This is a genomic window from Streptococcus sp. CF10-1 (assembly GCF_024295825.1).
In the GTDB taxonomy this organism is placed as follows: Bacteria; Bacillota; Bacilli; order Lactobacillales; family Streptococcaceae; genus Streptococcus.
In genome coordinates this window covers 175,430-191,111 of the sequence record NZ_JANCPQ010000002.1, presented here as the reverse complement: position 1 = coordinate 191,111, position 15,682 = coordinate 175,430, and the positions used below count along the sequence as shown (strand labels likewise).

Genomic DNA, 15,682 nt, shown 5'->3' with positions numbered 1-15,682 from the left:
TACACAAAAAATCCACTCGATTGAGTGGATTTTTTAGTTACTTACTCTTTATTTCCAACAGTAAATCTTTCAATGAAATAATGGTCACGGCTAGTAAAATCATAGCCATACCGACAAAATCAATCGCATAAAACTGTTCCTTCATAATCAGAAAGGCAAAGAAAACGGCAGAAATTGGCTCTATGGAAGCTAATAAACTAGACTTAACAGGGCCTATCAAACTAGCTCCCTTTAGGAAAGCTGTATAGGCAAAGACCGTTCCGATGATGATAATCCCAGCAAATGCAAAGAGAAAATCTAAGCTGGTTGGTATGCTAGCCTGTAAGACTCCTGTGAAAGGAATAGCCACTACACCAGAAATAACCATCCCGACACCAATCACCGAAATACTGCCCCACTTCTTAATCAAAGCGATGGGAAGGATAATATAGAGGGCATAGGTCAAGGCTGAAAAGAGGCCCCAGAACAGGCCTAGGGGTGTGACAGACAACTGGTCAACTTTCCCATGCGTCGCGATCAGAAAAGTTCCTCCTATAGCCAATCCAATCGAAATAATCTCAGCTAGAGTCGGAGCTACCTTGTCCTTGATACAAGTATAAACTAAAATCCCAACGGGGCATACATACTGGAGAACTGTCGCCGTTCCAGCATTGGTTTCCTGAATGGCAGAAAGATAGGCAAACTGATTTAAGAAAAGTCCAAACAGGGCAAATAACAGCAGAGATAAAAGGCTTTTTCTGTCCTTTAAAAAAGAAAGGAGTTTATACTTTGCAGTCACGTAGGATAAGAACACCAATGCCAAGCCTGCAATGATAAGTCGCAAATTGGTCAAGACTAGAGCGGAAATCCCGTGTGCCATCAGGTATTGACCACTGGTTCCTGACAAGCCCCAAGCAATCCCTGCCACTACTGTATACAGAGTTCCTTTTACGGTTTTTGACATTCTTCTCCCTACTCCCCTTGACGAATCATTTCCATGACTTGGTTTCGATCGACTATCCACTGGGCACGCTCATCCTTCTCATACGTTCGATTGGATAAAAAGATAGCCGCCTCCTGCTTCTCCCGATTCCACATGATAAAGGTACCTGTATAGCCCGTATGGTCGAGCCAAGCTCCTTCCAGATTCCAGGCTAGAGAACGCTCCTTATCATCTAAAGGAGAAAAATTTCGGCTCAATTCTGCAGCAAACTCATCTTTCAAGTAATGTTCCAGAAAGATCTGCAAATCCTTAACAGTCGAAAACAAACCAGCACTTCCAGCGTGTTTCCCTAATAGACGGGCTTTAGGATCGTGAATGATTCCGGCCTCTACTCCTCTCACTGTTGGTACAGCTTGCTCAACAGGACCAAACATCGTTTCCTTCATCCCCCATGGTCCCAAAACTTGTTCTTCTATAATCTGATCCAAATCTTGGTTAAAGATTTTTTCCAAAAGAAAACCCAAGAGTAAAAAGTGAACGTCCGAGTATAGGAAGGCTGGCTGATTTCGTCTGTTGAGGTGAAACATGGCTTCTCTCAATTCCTCTGCACTTAACTTGTCTCGGTTGGGAATAAAGGGGTCTAAATCTGTAGCATGGGTCAAAAGTTGCCGTATAGTGATATCAAGATAATCACACTCCGGTAAAAAATCCGTCACCGGTCGATCAATATCTAATTTGCCCTGCTGCCACAAGAAGATAAGAACCGTCCCCACTCCAACGACCTTACTCACACTAGCCAGATCATAAACCAAACCGCTCTCCGTCTTTAAGCCCAGTTCTGGATCACTCAATCCCAGATAAGACTCTTTCCATTCACCATCCTTATAATACGCAAAAGAGGCCCCGGGATAAATCCCTGCCTCGATTTGATTTTCTATTTTTCTTAGAATTTTTTCCCACTTCATGCTTCTTCAAACCACAATTCAATGTTATTGGTATCTTTACCAAGGAAGAATTTTTCAGACTTAGGGACAAAGTAGCCTGTCTTTTCAAATTTCTGACGAAGACTGGTTCGATCAAAATTTCTTACTAAAAATTTCAACATCGTCACGTCCCAAGTGACATTGTTCTCAACAGCCAAATCTGGTCCTTGCCCTTTCGTAAAGGTGATTGCTGGCGCTACTCCTTCAGGATCAAGTAAACTCTCTGTTCCTTCAGGCAAACGCAACTCCATAGAAACCTCAAATTGGCTCAAGTATTTTATACCTGTATTTGAATAAAATTCAGGAACAGTTTCCAGTGGAATTAAATCTCTTATATCATTTTCTGCATGAACAAGGATCACATCCTCTTCAGGAGAAACAATCTCAAAAGCATATCCACGACTTCCTTTAAACAAGCGAGGAAGAGACTTCATTTGAGAAAGAAGGGTCTCGATTTCAGAAGGATCCTCAACCTTTATCAAGAGTCTAGCTAGCTTCTTAAGTCCTTCAACTCTACGAGTTCGCATGCTTGGAGCTTCTTCTAAAATCAATCTCTCCGTACCCGTCTGGTCGCCTAATGAAAGAAAGGCAGACTCTTCTAATAAGGGTTTCATCCCCAGAGTTTCAATGTAAAATATCTCATTTAATTTTCGATTATTAACTTTCAAAGTCGGAATGATCCGAACAATCTCATTCACATCCATAAATTCCTCCAACTATTTTATTTTAAAGGATTTTAGAATATTTTACAAGCCATATTTGTTTAAATTAGAAAATTTCCCAAGAAAAAAACTGGGGAAACCCAGTTTCGTTTCTTATAGGTAAAGTAGTTTGAATAGTGCTACTGCTGCAATACCCGCTGCAATTGGAGCTACAACTGGAACCCAAGCATACCACCATTTTGAATCACCCTTGTGTTGACCAAGAACTGATTTTGGAAGGAGTTCGTGAAGAAGACGTGGTCCAAAGTCACGAGCTGGGTTCAAACCAGGTCCAGTAGGTCCACCGAGTGAAGTTACCAAGGCCATTACTAGGAAACCAAGTCCTAAATGAGCTACTGAAAGACCTGCTGCTGTGTGTGGTGCTATTTGAGCTTTGATAGCTAATTCAGAGAAGTCAACTGTTTGATTAGCCTGCGTTGCCATTTGCTTCATGTATTGCATTACTTCTGCACCAAAAAAGTTTTTAGTCATTCCTAGGGCTGCAAAGAACAAAATAAACGAGCCGACAAACTCATTGATAAAACCATTTACACTTGCTGCGAAACGTGATTCTTTTGTACCGTGATCAACACTTGAAATCGTTGAGAAAGTACCCAAAATGTTATTAGAATTCTCTGTTTTCAAGTAGTAAGGACGGTGAGTTGCCACAACCATAGCTTGACCAAAAATCGCTCCTAAAACTTGCGCAAGGATATAATATGGTACTTGTTCCCAAGGGAAAAGTCCACTCACAGCAAGTCCAAGTGTGAAAGCTGGGTTGATGTGGTTACCAGATACATTACCGAACATCAAGGCTGGGATCATAACCCCCATACCGTAACCAACCGCGATAACGAGCCAGCCACTTTGGTGACCTTTCGTACCTTTAAGTTCAACGTTAGCAACTGCACCATTACCAAGAATGACCAAAATGGCAGTTCCCAAAAATTCAGTGGCATATTTAATAGCCCATGTAAAATCCATTTGATAGATTCTCCTTAATTTTTTTAGACAATCCTTATTCTATCAATTTTTAAACCTTTTAGCAACAGATTTTCTAAAAGAATCTATGGAAAACGCTTTATTTAACTTATCTTTAAGAAAAGGACAAAAGAAGTCAAACTCCCTTCATCCTTTTCGTTACTCTTGACGCTGACCAAAGTCTGCAATCATCTGCTCCATCTCTTGGCGACTCGGAGTGGTCAGCATATAAAGGTAGTCCCCTTGTAGTTCTGCAAAGGCTGCTGGCATGATTTTTTTAACCTTGAACTGCTGGCTGTATTTGGCAAGTAAGTCCTCTTCTGAATAGACATAGTTTGCATTGGTACGACGTGATGTAGCTAAACAGTATTGTGGTTCAACCTCTGATGCTGGGAACTCTTCACCTGCGACAATAGCTGCATAACCTCGGTAGAGGTCCAAGGAGTGAGCAAAGTTATAAACATCAATGGTAAAGCCACCTGCAGGACGGTTATTGTACTCAATGGCAATGTAGTCATCCCCGTCACGGAAAAACTCGATATGGAAAAAGCGCTCTTTCATACTAAATTCCTTGACAATGGCCTCACCATACTTGCGCAGTTTTGGATCCATATCCTTAAGCACATAGTAGGAATTGTCCATCTTATAAATCATGAGATCAAGTGGTGTATGGGCATAATCGAAAGTCGTTGAAAAGACGATGTTGCCATCCTTGTCCACAAGTCCGTCAAAAGTACAGATTTCGCTAGAAGTAACAAATTTTTCAAAGAAATACACGGTTGAATGATCCCATTCAGCCTTAAAGTGATTTACATCTTCTTCTGTCTCAAGCTTAAAGGTTGCTGCTGCTCCCACTCCATTGTCAGGTTTAGCAATCATTGGTAGACCAATCGTCTCAACTGCTTGGTCCACGTCTGCTTCTGTCTGGATAACAGCTCCAGGTACCACAGGGACACCTGCTTTTTTGAAAAGTTTCTTCATCTCAGACTTATATTTCGTCTTTTTGAGATCCTCCGGTTTGGCTCCAAAGACATTGAATTGCTCTCTGAGTGTTGCGTCCAGTTCAAGCCAGTATTCATTGTGGGACTCGATGCGGTCGATTGGTCCATGCTTGTAGAAAAGAAAAGCTACTGCACGTTTGACTTCGTCTATGTTCTCAAGATTGTCCACACGAAAATACTCGGTCAGACTATTGCGCAAAGGTTCATCTAGTTGTTCGTAAGGCTCCTGACCAATTCCCAAAACGGTGATGCCGTTATTAGCTAGTTCAATAGTAAACTGTTGGAAGTTTTGCGGATAGTAGGGGGAGATAACAAGGTAATTCATAGGCAACTCCTTTTATAGATACAGGTGTCCAAGAAAATAGGGCATTTGTTTACGCCACCATTCCCAGTCGTGGGCGACATCATATCCCCATTCAGCAAACCAGGCTGGAATTTGTTTCTGGTCAAAGGCTTCTTTAAGCTTGTAGAAAGATGGTAGACCGTCTTGTTCCCAAGCACCAAGTCCCGTACAGACGACGATTTCTGCCTGACGGTAACGATCGATAAACCATCCGTCATTCTGATTCCAGATATAGTCTACAGGCGAGTTTTGATAAATGGCATCGTCATTGTAGTAATCGCCGACAAAGAAACGTGCGTCGTAAACGCCGCTGAGAGCAATCACTTTGGTAAAGACATCTGGATGCTGGAGGAAGAAATTGAGTGCATGGTAGGCCCCCATGGAGCAACCAGTTGTCATCATACCGTCAAACCAACCTGTCTTGTGCTTGATAAAAGGAATAGCCTCCTCAATCACATAGCGTTCGTAAGCACGATGCATCTCCGCTTGGTCATGACTATTTTTCCAAGTAGCTAACCAGCTCTCACTATCCACACTGGATAGGGTAAAGAACTGAACACGGCCTTCCTCGATAAAGGAAGCACAGACATCAATCATGCCAAAATCATAATATTCGTTGTGACTGCCACCAGATGAAGCAAAAACAACAACTGGAATTCCAGCATGTCCATAACGGTTGAGGTACATTTCACGGTTGAGGTGACCACTCCAGTGGCTGAGGTTTTCAATATGCATTGGCTTTCTCCTTTCTTAACTTACCATTTCTCTGCAAAAAATCGGAGGCAGTCTGGTAAATTTTCCGACCATGGAATCTCACTATGGATGGCTCCAGACTGAACTTTCAAAACAAGATTGTCCAAGTGCACCCCACCCGCAATTAAATCATGATAATAGCGAAGCGACGAGTCGATATAGGCTTGCTTGATATTGCCAGCCATCAAAGTCTTATCCGTATCATCCGCCTCTTCCGTTCCTACATAGATGAAAATGCGCTGTTCAGGCGACAATTTCTTGCGCTCGATATAGCGGTTAAAGGCTTCTTGGTGAAGCCAGTTAGCAGATGAGAAGACACCTAGACAACCAATTCGTTCTTGGTACTCTAGTCCGATAAACTGGGTAATATTGCCTCCTAGAGACGAACCAATCATAGCCGTATGCTGGCGATCAGCTTTGGTACGATAGGTTTCATCGATAAAAGGCTTGACCACCTCCATGACAAATTCGGCATACTCCACACCCTTACCGCCAAACTGCTGCCCTGGAATAGGAGATTCTTGAAACTTCCAAGCTGCGTACTCATTCATCCGTCCCATACCATCATTGTCGATGGCTACAACAATCATGCGACTGATGTCAGGATTTCGCTTAATGGCTGGAATAATTTTCCAAGAGTGTCCGATATAGGACTCCTTGCTGTAAAAGACATTTTGCCCGTCATGAAAGTAAACAACAGGGTAAAAACGGTCTGTGTCTTTCTCGTAGTCCTTAGGTAGAAGAACACGCACACGACGCTCCTTTCCTGTATAAGGAACCTTGAGTTTGTGTTCTTTCATTTTTAAGTAAAAGTAGGAATGATTCATTGTCAGAAAACTCTCTATATTCAAAATTTTATCTCATTATACCACAAAAATAGAAAAAAAGTCAGTAATTGTCCATTTTAAGGATAAATAACTAACTTTTTTCATTTAATATTCTAAATTCTTCTGGTTTTTCTGATTAGAGGAGATTATCAATTAACTCATCGACAGCATCTTTTTCAGCTTGAGGTGTGATCTTAGTGATCATAATCCCTGCCACTGCTCGCTCAACCAATCCTTCAACATCCATGCGTTTTTCATACTGCTCAGCATTCTCTATCTTAGGATTGGTCTTAGGACGGTCAGGCGCAAAAATAGTACAGCAGTCTTCAAAAGGCTGGATTGAAATTTCAAAAGTATCGATTTCCTGCGCGATGTCAATGATTTCCAACTTGTCCATGGTAACCACGGGACGAATGACTGGAGTGCTGGTCACAGCGTTGATAGTCTGCATGCTTTCCAAGGTCTGGCTGGCTACTTGACCAAGACTTTCCCCATTGATAATAATTAAACCTTTTCGTATCTCACGAATACGGTCGGTAATGCGCATCATAAAACGACGGGTCAAGGTCATGAGGTAGGCTTCTGGCGCCTTAGCCTTGATTTCTTCTTGAATTTCAGTGAAAGGAACCTCGATAAACTGAATATTGCCCCCAAATTTAGTCAATTTGCGGGTCAAATCTTGGGCTTTTTTAAGAGCACCAGGACTCGTGTATGGCGGACTGGCAAAGTGAACCGCCTCAATATCTACCCCACGTTTAAGAGCTAGATAACCTGCCACAGGTGAATCAATTCCTCCTGACAACATGAGCATGCCTTTACCAGAACTTCCCACAGGTAATCCTCCTGCTCCACGAAAAGTTTCATAGGAAAGATAGGCAGCCTCCTCACGAATCTCAACCTGAAGATTAATATCTGGATTTTTCATCTGAGCTTGCACGTTTGGAATAGCCTCGAAAACAGCTCCACCAAGAGTTTGATTGAGTTCACGACTGTCCAATTCAAAATTGTGGTCGCTACGCTTACTAGTGATTTTAAAGGTCATCCCTTCCTTGTAGATTTCCTTCATAATCTCTTGGACAGAAGACTTTAGAACTTCTACAGATTTTTCAACCTTATACACAGGAGAAAAATTTTGAATCCCAAATACTTGTTTGAGCGATTCTGCTACTGCTGTATAGTCAGCTCCATTCAGGTAAGCGTGGGCTCGGTCGCGATCTGCGGTTACCTTAACTTGAGGATAGTTAGACAAAACGTCTGAAATATTATTACGAAGTTTATTGATGAAACGCATACGATTTTTGTGCTTGGTTGACAATTCTCCATAGCGAATCATAATTTCTGAATACTGCATAAATGCTCCTATCTTACTTTTCTAGTTTGATTGTAAATTAATTTTAGCTTGGTCAAAAACTGCTCGACTTGACTCATATCATTTTCCAGGTCTAGGCTTAGACGCACAGCTGACTGGGCCTTATCCTTGTCCACTCCCATGGCAATCAAGGTCCCCGCAGGTTTTCCTGCCTTGGACGAACAAGCAGAGGTTGTGGAAATGAAAATATCATAGTCTTCAAAGGCGTGAACGATGACTTCACCACGAACCCCCTTAATCCCAAAAGTCAGGATATGAGGGGCAAAGTCTTCCTCATCTGAAAAGACAAAAATATCTGGATAATCTAGAAGGGCTTGACGAATGACTGCCTTCATCTGCCCTGTCTTACTAGCAAAGATATCTAACTTTTCCATAGATAAACGGAGAGCTTTGGCTGTCGCTGCAATCCCTGCCACATTTTCAGTTGTCGAACGATAGTCTCCCTCTTGACCGCCACCTGTTAAAAGAGGCATGATCCTCTTACCAGACTTGATATAGACAAATCCAACACCTCTGACACCATGAAACTTATGACTCGAGAAGGTCGCAAAATCCACTCGATCTGTCAGATAGTTTTCAGTCGAAATCTTAGCGAGTGCCTGAACCGCATCAACATGGAAGGAAATGGTCGGCTTATCTGCTAACAGTTTCGAAATAGCCTCAATAGGCTGGATAGAGCCAATTTCGTTGTTAACTGCCATGATGGAGACGAGAGTCGTATCAGGACGTATCAAATCTGCTAATGCTTCAACATCCACAAATCCTTTCTCATCAACTGGAGCAAAATCTATCTCAAACCCTTGAGTTTTAAGCCAAAGGGCTGATTCCTTGACTGCTGGATGTTCAATAGCTGATACGATGATGTGCACACCAAACTGGGCTTTTTCAAAGGCCACCCCCTTGATGACCCAGTTATCTCCTTCTGTACCACCTGAGGTAAAGAAGATTTCATCACTCTTCTTTCCAATCAAATCTGCAATTTGCTGCCGGGAAGCATCTAAAATTCGTGTTGCCTGATCTCCCAAACGATGGAGACTAGACGGATTTCCTACAATTTTTGAAGCGACCTGCATGTAAGTTTCAAGTGCTTCAGGATAAGGCTTGGTTGTCGCCGAATTATCAAAGTAGATCATGTTTTCTCACGCTTTCTAAAATCACTCCTTCTATTGTATCACGAAAAGAGACCTGCGACAAGAAAGGGAGGTTTCTCTTTTTTTAAGATTTTTTTAAAGAAATGAGGTATAATAAATCATAATTAAAGGAGAGTATCATGTCTAACTATCGTAGAACTTCAAAACCAAAAACAGAACACATCAAAAAGGGATTTACTGTCTTTCAAAAAACGATTGCTACCATCGGTAGTATCCTTGGCCTCATCACCGCTACTATTACCATCATGAACGCTATGGATAATAACAAAAACAACAAAAAAGAACCGACGACAACCCAAACAACTGTTGTCAAGGAAATTCAAAAGGAAGCCCCTCAGGAAAATACTACACCTAACAAGGACAACACTTCTACTAAAGAAAATACTCCGCAAGAAGAAACTTCTCAATCCAGTAAAAAAGAGGAGAAAAAAGAAGAACAGAAAACAACAACTCAGGACTCTTCTACACCAGCTACAAATAAAGAAACAAGCGATAATGGAACACAGTCAAATACGACGAGTTCTGAAACTAAAACAAACCAGTAATCACAAAAATAACTTCTTTCCAAATTTGGAAAGAAGTTATTTTTTTATTGTTGCAATACTTTTCGTGGTTTGGTTCCCTCAGCTGGACCGATGACACCTGCCATTTCGAGTTCTTCCATCAGGCGGGTCGCACGGTTAAATCCAACTGACAAACGACGCTGAATCATAGAGGCACTGGCTTTCTGGGTTTCGATAACCAAAGCCTTAGCTTCTTCAAAAAGCGGATCACCACCAGCTTCACCATCAGAAAAATCTCCTTCATTTTCAGGGACATCTCCTGGGTCAAAGCTTTCATCATAGTCCGCATCCGCCTGAGCCTTGATGAAGTTTACGATGCGTTCAACATCATCATCCGAAATAAAGGAGCCTTGTAGACGGACTGGGTGATTTTCATCAATTGGTTTAAAGAGCATGTCTCCTCGACCAAGCAATTTTTCTGCTCCATTCTCATCCAAGATGGTTCGTGAATCTGTACCTGATGAAACTGCAAAAGCCACACGAGATGGGACATTGGCTTTAATGAGACCAGAAATGACATCAACCGATGGACGTTGCGTTGCGAGAATCATGTGAATCCCTGCCGCACGCGCCTTCTGTCCGAGACGAATGATAGCATCTTCCACTTCCTTGCTAGCCACCATCATGAGGTCTGCCAACTCATCTACAATGACAACAATCAAAGGCAGGGGTACTTGTTTATACTCAGATTGGCTATTATATTCCTCGACCTTAGCATTGTAACCAGCGATATTTCGCACACCAACCTTAGCAAAGAGTTCATAACGGTTTTCCATCTCATCCACAACCTTTTGCAGAGCCTTGCTGGCCTTGCGTGGATTGGTCACAACTGGAATCAAGAGGTGAGGAATGTCATTGTACACCGATAACTCAACCATCTTTGGATCCACCATCATAAACTTGACCTGGTCAGGTCTTGCTTTCATAAGAATGCTAGCGATAATACCGTTAACTGCGACTGACTTCCCTGATCCCGTCGAACCTGCAACCAGTAGGTGGGGCATCTTGGAAAGGTCAAAGGTGCGAGCAATGCCATTGACAGCCTTACCTAGAGGGATTTCGAGGAGATTTTCTGGTTTAGTCTGAGACTGTTCCCAGAGCTCACGGAAGGAAACGGTCGCAATTTCAGAGTTAGGAACCTCAATCCCGACTAAGGATTTACCAGGTATTGGGGCCTCAATCCGAACATCCTTGGCAGCTAGAGCTAGCGCTAAGTCGTCAGCCAGATTGGAAATGCGGTTAACCCGTACACCAACGGCTGGCTTGACTTCATATTTTGTAACAGATGGACCGATTTCAGCCCGTTCCACCGTTACCTTGATACCAAAGCTGGCAAAGGTTTCTTCTAGGATTTTGATATTTTCTCGAACAATCTTCTTTTCCTTGGACTGGTCTTTGGGTTTATCTGGCGCAAAGAGTTGCAAGCTTGGTAGTTTATATTCGAGGGCTTCTTTGGCAGAAAAATCAACCTGCACCTCTTCATCCTCAAAGTCTTCTTCCACATCTGGAACTTCAACGTCAGTTTGAGGGAAGATAATCTCCGGTTCGATCCATTCCTCCTCAGGAATTGGAGGAAGATCGTAGTCTGGTGCTTCCGATAAGATTTCTCCCGTTTCAGGATCTACAGGAGGAAACGGTAATGCATCCTGTTCTTCTTGTTCTCTCTGAATTCTGGCTGCTTCTTCAGCTTCTTGACGAGCCTTCTCTTCTTCTCTCTTGATGAAGCGTTCCTGTTTTCTCTGTTCCTGTTTTTCCATGAAGGATCTAAACTGAGCTCCAATAAAGGCTGCGACATCGTAAATAGACCAAGGACTAACTAAGAGTGCCCCAACTAGAATCAAGAGAACTCCAATAAAGTACGATCCGATATTGGAGAAAAGAAAGGATATGGGGATATAGAGTCCAACACCAAGCAAGCCTCCACCGGCGAAGCTAGTTACTCGCATACCAGTCAAGTCCGTCATAACTTGAGACAGGGTCCCTTTTAGAACTGATTGCTCCAAACCATATTTCCAAACCAAGTAGGCCTCAAAAATCAAGAGTAAGCCAGCGAAGATACAGAGAAATCCTGACAGAAGTCCTTCTTGCTTACGTATCCATTTAAATAGAAAGAGATAAATGAGGAGGGCACCAATGGCCACATAGGCCAAACTTCCGACCACCAGTCGAATGAGATTGTAAAGTGTGACACCTGCCGCGCCGAGTTTGAGGGCTGCAATAATCAATAACAAGGCAATTCCTAAAGAGATCAACATCCTCTGGATAGCCTGTTTTCTTTCAAGTTCTGCTTTAGACGGTCTCCGTCTTGTTTTTGTAGTATTCTTGTTTGCCATTCTTCTATTATACCATATTTCACAGGCATTTCGGAAAGAGAAAAAGACTGCACCAAACGGTACAATCTTTTCATTTTTCTATTTTTTATGCTTGTGGTTTGCGTAGGTAACCATAGACCACACCACTTACAATTGCTCCTACTAAGACAGAAACGAGGTAAAGGAGAGCATTAGAAGTAAGGGCGATAACGAAGATTCCTCCGTGTGGCGCCATGAGTTTGATACCAGTAAGACCAACGAGTCCACCTGCTACTGCTGAACCAAGGATGAAGCTTGGGATCGCACGAGCTGGGTCAGCTGCACCAAACGGAATCGCTCCCTCAGTGATAAATGACAAGCCCATGATGATGTTTGTCAAACCAGAGTTGCGTTCTTCCTTAGTAAATTTGTCTTTAAAGAGAAGAGTGGCAACAAAGATTGCAAGTGGGGGCACCATTCCTCCAGCCATAACTGCTGCCATAGCCACAGAACCACCTGAAGAAACAGTCGCTGCAAGCGTACCTGTACCAAAGACATAGGCTGCTTTATTAACTGGTCCACCCATATCAACAGCCATCATTCCTCCAAGAACGATACCAAGAAGGACAGCTGAACCTCCTCCAAGACCGCCTAGGAAGTCATTCATAGCAGTGTTGATTGCTGCCATTGGGATGTTAACAGCTAGCATGACAAATCCAGTCAAGATTGTTCCAAGAAGTGGCAATAGAAGGATTGATTTAGCACCTTCAAGTGATCGAGGAACTTTAACGTATTTCTTGATAGCAAGAACCAAAGCACCTGCGATAAATCCACCTACAAGGGCACCTAGGAAACCAGATGAGACACCTGCAAGAGTTGATGTTGCTTCACCACCTGCTGCATAAGGGATTTTACCAAAGGCAAAACCTTCTTTGGCAATAGCACCAGCCACGAAACCTGCTACCAAACCTGGTTTTTCAGCGATAGAGTAGGCAACATAACCTGCAAAGACTGGGAGCATCAAGCCAAAGGCTGCACCACCAATTTTCATGAACATAGAAGCTAACTCATGATAAGAACCAAGATTACCAAGATTTTCATTTGGAACACCCAAAGCACCGTCAATCAAGAAGGCAAGGGCAATCATGATACCACCACCTATAACGAATGGCAACATTTGAGATACACCACTCATCAAGTGTTTGTAGAAGGCACCACCAAGGCTTTGTTTTTCGTTGCTTGCTGTTGCAGCTTTTGCACCATTAGTGGCACGGTAGACTTCCGCTTCTCCTGAAAGAGCCAAGTTAATCAACTCTTCTGTTTTACGGATCCCGTCAGCAACCGGACGATTGATCAATGGTTTGCCATCGAAACGATCCATCTCAACCGCCTTGTCTGCAGCGATGATAACAGCTTTAGCCTTACGAATGTCTTCCGCAGTTAGTTGGTTACCAACACCGCTAGCACCGTTGGTTTCGACCTTAATTCCAACACCCATTTCAGCAGCCACTTTTTGAAGGGCTTCTTGGGCGGCAATACCTGTCGTACAAGCTGTAACAGCAACGATAAAGTCATCAGAGTCATTGGTAGGTGCTTGAACCGGCTCTTCAGTTTTTTCTGAAGCTTGGTCAAAAAGTTCGATAACTTGGTCAGCTGATGTTGCTTGACGAAGTTTGTCAGCAAATCCGTCTTTCATCAAGTATTGAGACAATTCTGCCAAGGCTGCCAAGTGGGTGTCATTGGCACCTTCTGGAGCTGCAATCATAAAGAAAAGGTCAGTTGGTTGCCCATCCAAGCTCTCGTAGTCAACACCCTTATTTGACTTGGCAAAGAGAACTGTCGCTTCTTTTACAGCCGCGTTTTTGCTGTGAGGCATTGCGATTCCATCACCCAAACCTGTAGAGGTCAGAGCTTCACGCGCCAAAATGCCTTCTTTAAATGTTTCAAAATCTGTCACATAACCGTGTTCAGTCAAGCTTTTAATCATCTCCTCGATGACAGCAATTTTTTCAGTTGCCTGCAAATCTAGCAACATGACATCTTTTCTCAATAGGTCTTGAATTTTCATCGTTTTTCTACCTCAACTTTTTCATATGTTTCTTTAATAAATTCTGCTGTTGCCAAGTCATCCGAGAAGGTCGTTGCCGTTCCGCAAGCCACTCCCCATTTGAAGGCTTCTACTGCGTCTTTTGATTTGACAAATTCACCTGTAAATCCAGCGACCATAGAATCGCCAGCTCCGACAGAATTTTTGACCGTTCCTTTGATTGGTTTAGCGAAGTAAGCTCCTTCAGATGTGACAAGGAGGGCACCGTCCCCAGCCATAGAGATGATAACGTTTTGAGCACCTTTAGCCAACAATTCTCGAGCATATTTCTCGATTTCATCTAAACTTTCAAGTTTCACTCCAAAGATAGCTCCAAGTTCGTGATTGTTTGGTTTAACCAAAAGTGGCTGATAGTCCAAACTATCAATCAATGTCTGTCCTTCAAAGTCACAAACCACTTGCGCACCAGTCTGGCGTGTCAAAGCAATCAAATCCTTGTAGATAACATTGCCTAGGTTCTTAGCACTCGAACCCGCAAACACAACCGTATCTTCTGCTGTCAGACTTGAAAGAATGGCTTTTAACTCTTCAAGTTGCTCTGGTTCAACATTTGGACCCGTTCCATTGATTTCTGTTTCTTGGTCTGCTTTGATTTTAACATTGATACGAGTATCTTCTGCTACTTGGACAAAACGTGTTTCGATTTCCTCTTCTGCCAGAGTATCTGTGATAAATTTACCAGTAAATCCTCCGATAAATCCCGTCGCTGTATTTGGAATATCCAAGCGTTTCAAGACACGACTGACATTGATTCCTTTCCCACCAGCAAACTTATCATCACTGTCCATACGATTGACACTGCCGACTTGAACTTGGTCCAAGCGCACGATATAGTCAATAGACGGATTGAGTGTGACTGTATAAATCATACTTCTATTACCTCCGTTTTCTTCTTAATGGCCTGCAAGAGCTCATGCCCTTGACTTGTGATGACAATAGCGCGTTTGAGAGGTGCTACCTTGGCAAAGCAAGTCTGACCAATCTTAGACGAATCGGCCAAGACATAGGTTTGTTTGGCATTCTCTAAAATAGCACGCTTAACGGCTCCCTCCTCCATATCAGGAGTCGTATAATAGCCATCATCTACACCATTCATCCCGATAAAGGCACGGTCAAAGTGCAATTGATTGATTTGGTTAAGAGCAACGCCCCCGATACTAGCATCTGTCGCCGTCTTGACACTTCCTCCAACCATGACAGTTGGAATCTGTTTTTCAACCAACTGAACCGCATGGTGAATGGAGTTGGTCACAACTGTAATATTCTTATTAACCAATTCCTTGATTAAAAAAGCAGTTGTCGTTCCAGCATCAATAAAGATAACATCTTGTTCCTTAATAAGAGAGACTGCTTTTTGAGCCAGTAGCTTCTTCTCTTGAAGGTTTTTGACAGATTTTTCTTGGATGGTTTCTTCTTCCTGCAAGGAGTGGGGCAATTCTGCTCCTCCATGCACACGGCGAAGCTTGTTTTCCGCCTCCAACTCATCCAAATCTCTTCGTACCGTTGATTCTGATGTTTCTAATAGACTGACCAATTTTTCTAGGGAAACTACATGATGTTGATTTAACTCCTCTAAAATCAGTTGCTTCCGCTCAGTTTTTAACACCAAATCACCTCCTGTCATCGTTTACACTATTCATTCTAGCACATTCTCTACCAAAGTCAAGCATTTTTTATCATTTTCTTTCAA

General features: G+C 42.7%; 14 protein-coding genes. 1 reads left to right on the top strand and 13 read right to left on the bottom strand.

From position 1 onward, the window contains the following. Positions 1-37: 37 nt before the first annotated feature. The 9 genes from NMM25_RS03305 to NMM25_RS03265 form a co-directional block, all read right to left on the bottom strand. Entirely contained in the window at positions 38-943 is a 906-nt protein-coding gene (locus NMM25_RS03305) for a DMT family transporter (RefSeq protein ID WP_254735960.1), read from the bottom strand. An 8-nt stretch (positions 944-951) separates the two neighbouring features. Then, positions 952-1,887 (bottom strand): serine hydrolase domain-containing protein, encoded by a 936-nt coding sequence (locus tag NMM25_RS03300; protein WP_254735959.1) that lies wholly within the window; start codon positions 1,885-1,887, stop codon positions 952-954. Next, entirely contained in the window at positions 1,884-2,609 is a 726-nt protein-coding gene (locus NMM25_RS03295) for a CppA N-terminal domain-containing protein (RefSeq protein WP_084867015.1), read from the bottom strand. The genes NMM25_RS03300 and NMM25_RS03295 overlap by 4 nt, the downstream gene beginning before the upstream one ends. Positions 2,610-2,720: 111 nt before the next feature. Continuing rightward, positions 2,721-3,590, bottom strand: coding sequence for an aquaglyceroporin Gla (gla, locus tag NMM25_RS03290; protein ID WP_084867013.1), 870 nt, complete (start codon positions 3,588-3,590; stop codon positions 2,721-2,723). Positions 3,591-3,746: 156 nt separating this feature from the next. Then, positions 3,747-4,913 carry an acetyl-CoA carboxylase biotin carboxylase subunit family protein gene (locus NMM25_RS03285; protein WP_254735958.1) on the bottom strand — a complete coding sequence of 389 codons (1,167 nt, stop codon included), beginning with the start codon at positions 4,911-4,913 and terminating at the stop codon, positions 3,747-3,749. Between the two features lie 12 nt (positions 4,914-4,925). After that, positions 4,926-5,666, bottom strand: coding sequence for an esterase family protein (locus tag NMM25_RS03280; RefSeq protein WP_254735957.1), 741 nt, complete (start codon positions 5,664-5,666; stop codon positions 4,926-4,928). Positions 5,667-5,686: 20 nt separating this feature from the next. Beyond that, positions 5,687-6,511, bottom strand: a complete 825-nt coding sequence (locus NMM25_RS03275) for an alpha/beta hydrolase (RefSeq protein ID WP_254735956.1) — start codon at positions 6,509-6,511, stop codon at positions 5,687-5,689. A gap of 136 nt (positions 6,512-6,647) precedes the next feature. Next, entirely contained in the window at positions 6,648-7,862 is a 1,215-nt protein-coding gene (gene thiI, locus NMM25_RS03270) for a tRNA uracil 4-sulfurtransferase ThiI (RefSeq protein WP_254735955.1), read from the bottom strand. 8 nt (positions 7,863-7,870) lie between these two features. Next, on the bottom strand, positions 7,871-9,013 hold the full coding sequence (locus NMM25_RS03265; protein ID WP_254735954.1) for a cysteine desulfurase family protein: 1,143 nt from the start codon (positions 9,011-9,013) through the stop codon (positions 7,871-7,873). 137 nt (positions 9,014-9,150) lie between these two features. Between NMM25_RS03265 and NMM25_RS03260 the strand changes: the two genes are divergently transcribed. Beyond that, positions 9,151-9,576 (top strand): DUF6556 family protein, encoded by a 426-nt coding sequence (locus NMM25_RS03260; RefSeq protein WP_254735953.1) that lies wholly within the window; start codon positions 9,151-9,153, stop codon positions 9,574-9,576. 44 nt (positions 9,577-9,620) lie between these two features. On the opposite strand, the gene NMM25_RS03255 is transcribed toward NMM25_RS03260, so the two are convergent. The 4 genes from NMM25_RS03255 to NMM25_RS03240 all read right to left on the bottom strand — a co-directional run bounded on the left by NMM25_RS03255 (position 9,621) and on the right by NMM25_RS03240 (position 15,598). Continuing rightward, complete coding sequence (locus tag NMM25_RS03255) at positions 9,621-11,927, bottom strand: DNA translocase FtsK (protein ID WP_368406751.1); 2,307 nt, start codon at positions 11,925-11,927, stop codon at positions 9,621-9,623. Between the two features lie 85 nt (positions 11,928-12,012). Then, entirely contained in the window at positions 12,013-13,953 is a 1,941-nt protein-coding gene (locus tag NMM25_RS03250; protein ID WP_254735951.1) for a fructose-specific PTS transporter subunit EIIC, read from the bottom strand. Further along, positions 13,950-14,861 carry a 1-phosphofructokinase gene (gene pfkB, locus NMM25_RS03245; protein ID WP_254735950.1) on the bottom strand — a complete coding sequence of 304 codons (912 nt, stop codon included), beginning with the start codon at positions 14,859-14,861 and terminating at the stop codon, positions 13,950-13,952. The genes NMM25_RS03250 and pfkB overlap by 4 nt, the downstream gene beginning before the upstream one ends. Next, on the bottom strand, positions 14,858-15,598 hold the full coding sequence (locus NMM25_RS03240) for a DeoR/GlpR family DNA-binding transcription regulator (RefSeq protein WP_254735949.1): 741 nt from the start codon (positions 15,596-15,598) through the stop codon (positions 14,858-14,860). The genes pfkB and NMM25_RS03240 overlap by 4 nt, the downstream gene beginning before the upstream one ends. Between the last annotated feature and the right edge of the window lie 84 nt (positions 15,599-15,682).

Excerpts from the sequence above, each read along its gene's own strand:
- NMM25_RS03295 (WP_084867015.1), bottom strand. The coding sequence starts at position 2,609 with ATGGATGTGAATGAGATTGTTCGGATCATTCCGACTTTGAAAGTTAAT.
- NMM25_RS03260 (WP_254735953.1), top strand. The coding sequence starts at position 9,151 with ATGTCTAACTATCGTAGAACTTCAAAACCAAAAACAGAACACATCAAA.
- NMM25_RS03275 (WP_254735956.1), bottom strand. The coding sequence starts at position 6,511 with ATGAATCATTCCTACTTTTACTTAAAAATGAAAGAACACAAACTCAAG.
- thiI (WP_254735955.1), bottom strand. The coding sequence starts at position 7,862 with ATGCAGTATTCAGAAATTATGATTCGCTATGGAGAATTGTCAACCAAG.
- NMM25_RS03280 (WP_254735957.1), bottom strand. The coding sequence starts at position 5,666 with ATGCATATTGAAAACCTCAGCCACTGGAGTGGTCACCTCAACCGTGAA.
- pfkB (WP_254735950.1), bottom strand. The coding sequence starts at position 14,861 with ATGATTTATACAGTCACACTCAATCCGTCTATTGACTATATCGTGCGC.
- NMM25_RS03305 (WP_254735960.1), bottom strand. The coding sequence starts at position 943 with ATGTCAAAAACCGTAAAAGGAACTCTGTATACAGTAGTGGCAGGGATT.
- NMM25_RS03250 (WP_254735951.1), bottom strand. The coding sequence starts at position 13,953 with ATGAAAATTCAAGACCTATTGAGAAAAGATGTCATGTTGCTAGATTTG.
- NMM25_RS03300 (WP_254735959.1), bottom strand. The coding sequence starts at position 1,887 with ATGAAGTGGGAAAAAATTCTAAGAAAAATAGAAAATCAAATCGAGGCA.
- NMM25_RS03255 (WP_368406751.1), bottom strand. The coding sequence starts at position 11,927 with ATGGCAAACAAGAATACTACAAAAACAAGACGGAGACCGTCTAAAGCA.
- NMM25_RS03265 (WP_254735954.1), bottom strand. The coding sequence starts at position 9,013 with ATGATCTACTTTGATAATTCGGCGACAACCAAGCCTTATCCTGAAGCA.
- NMM25_RS03285 (WP_254735958.1), bottom strand. The coding sequence starts at position 4,913 with ATGAATTACCTTGTTATCTCCCCCTACTATCCGCAAAACTTCCAACAG.
- gla (WP_084867013.1), bottom strand. The coding sequence starts at position 3,590 with ATGGATTTTACATGGGCTATTAAATATGCCACTGAATTTTTGGGAACT.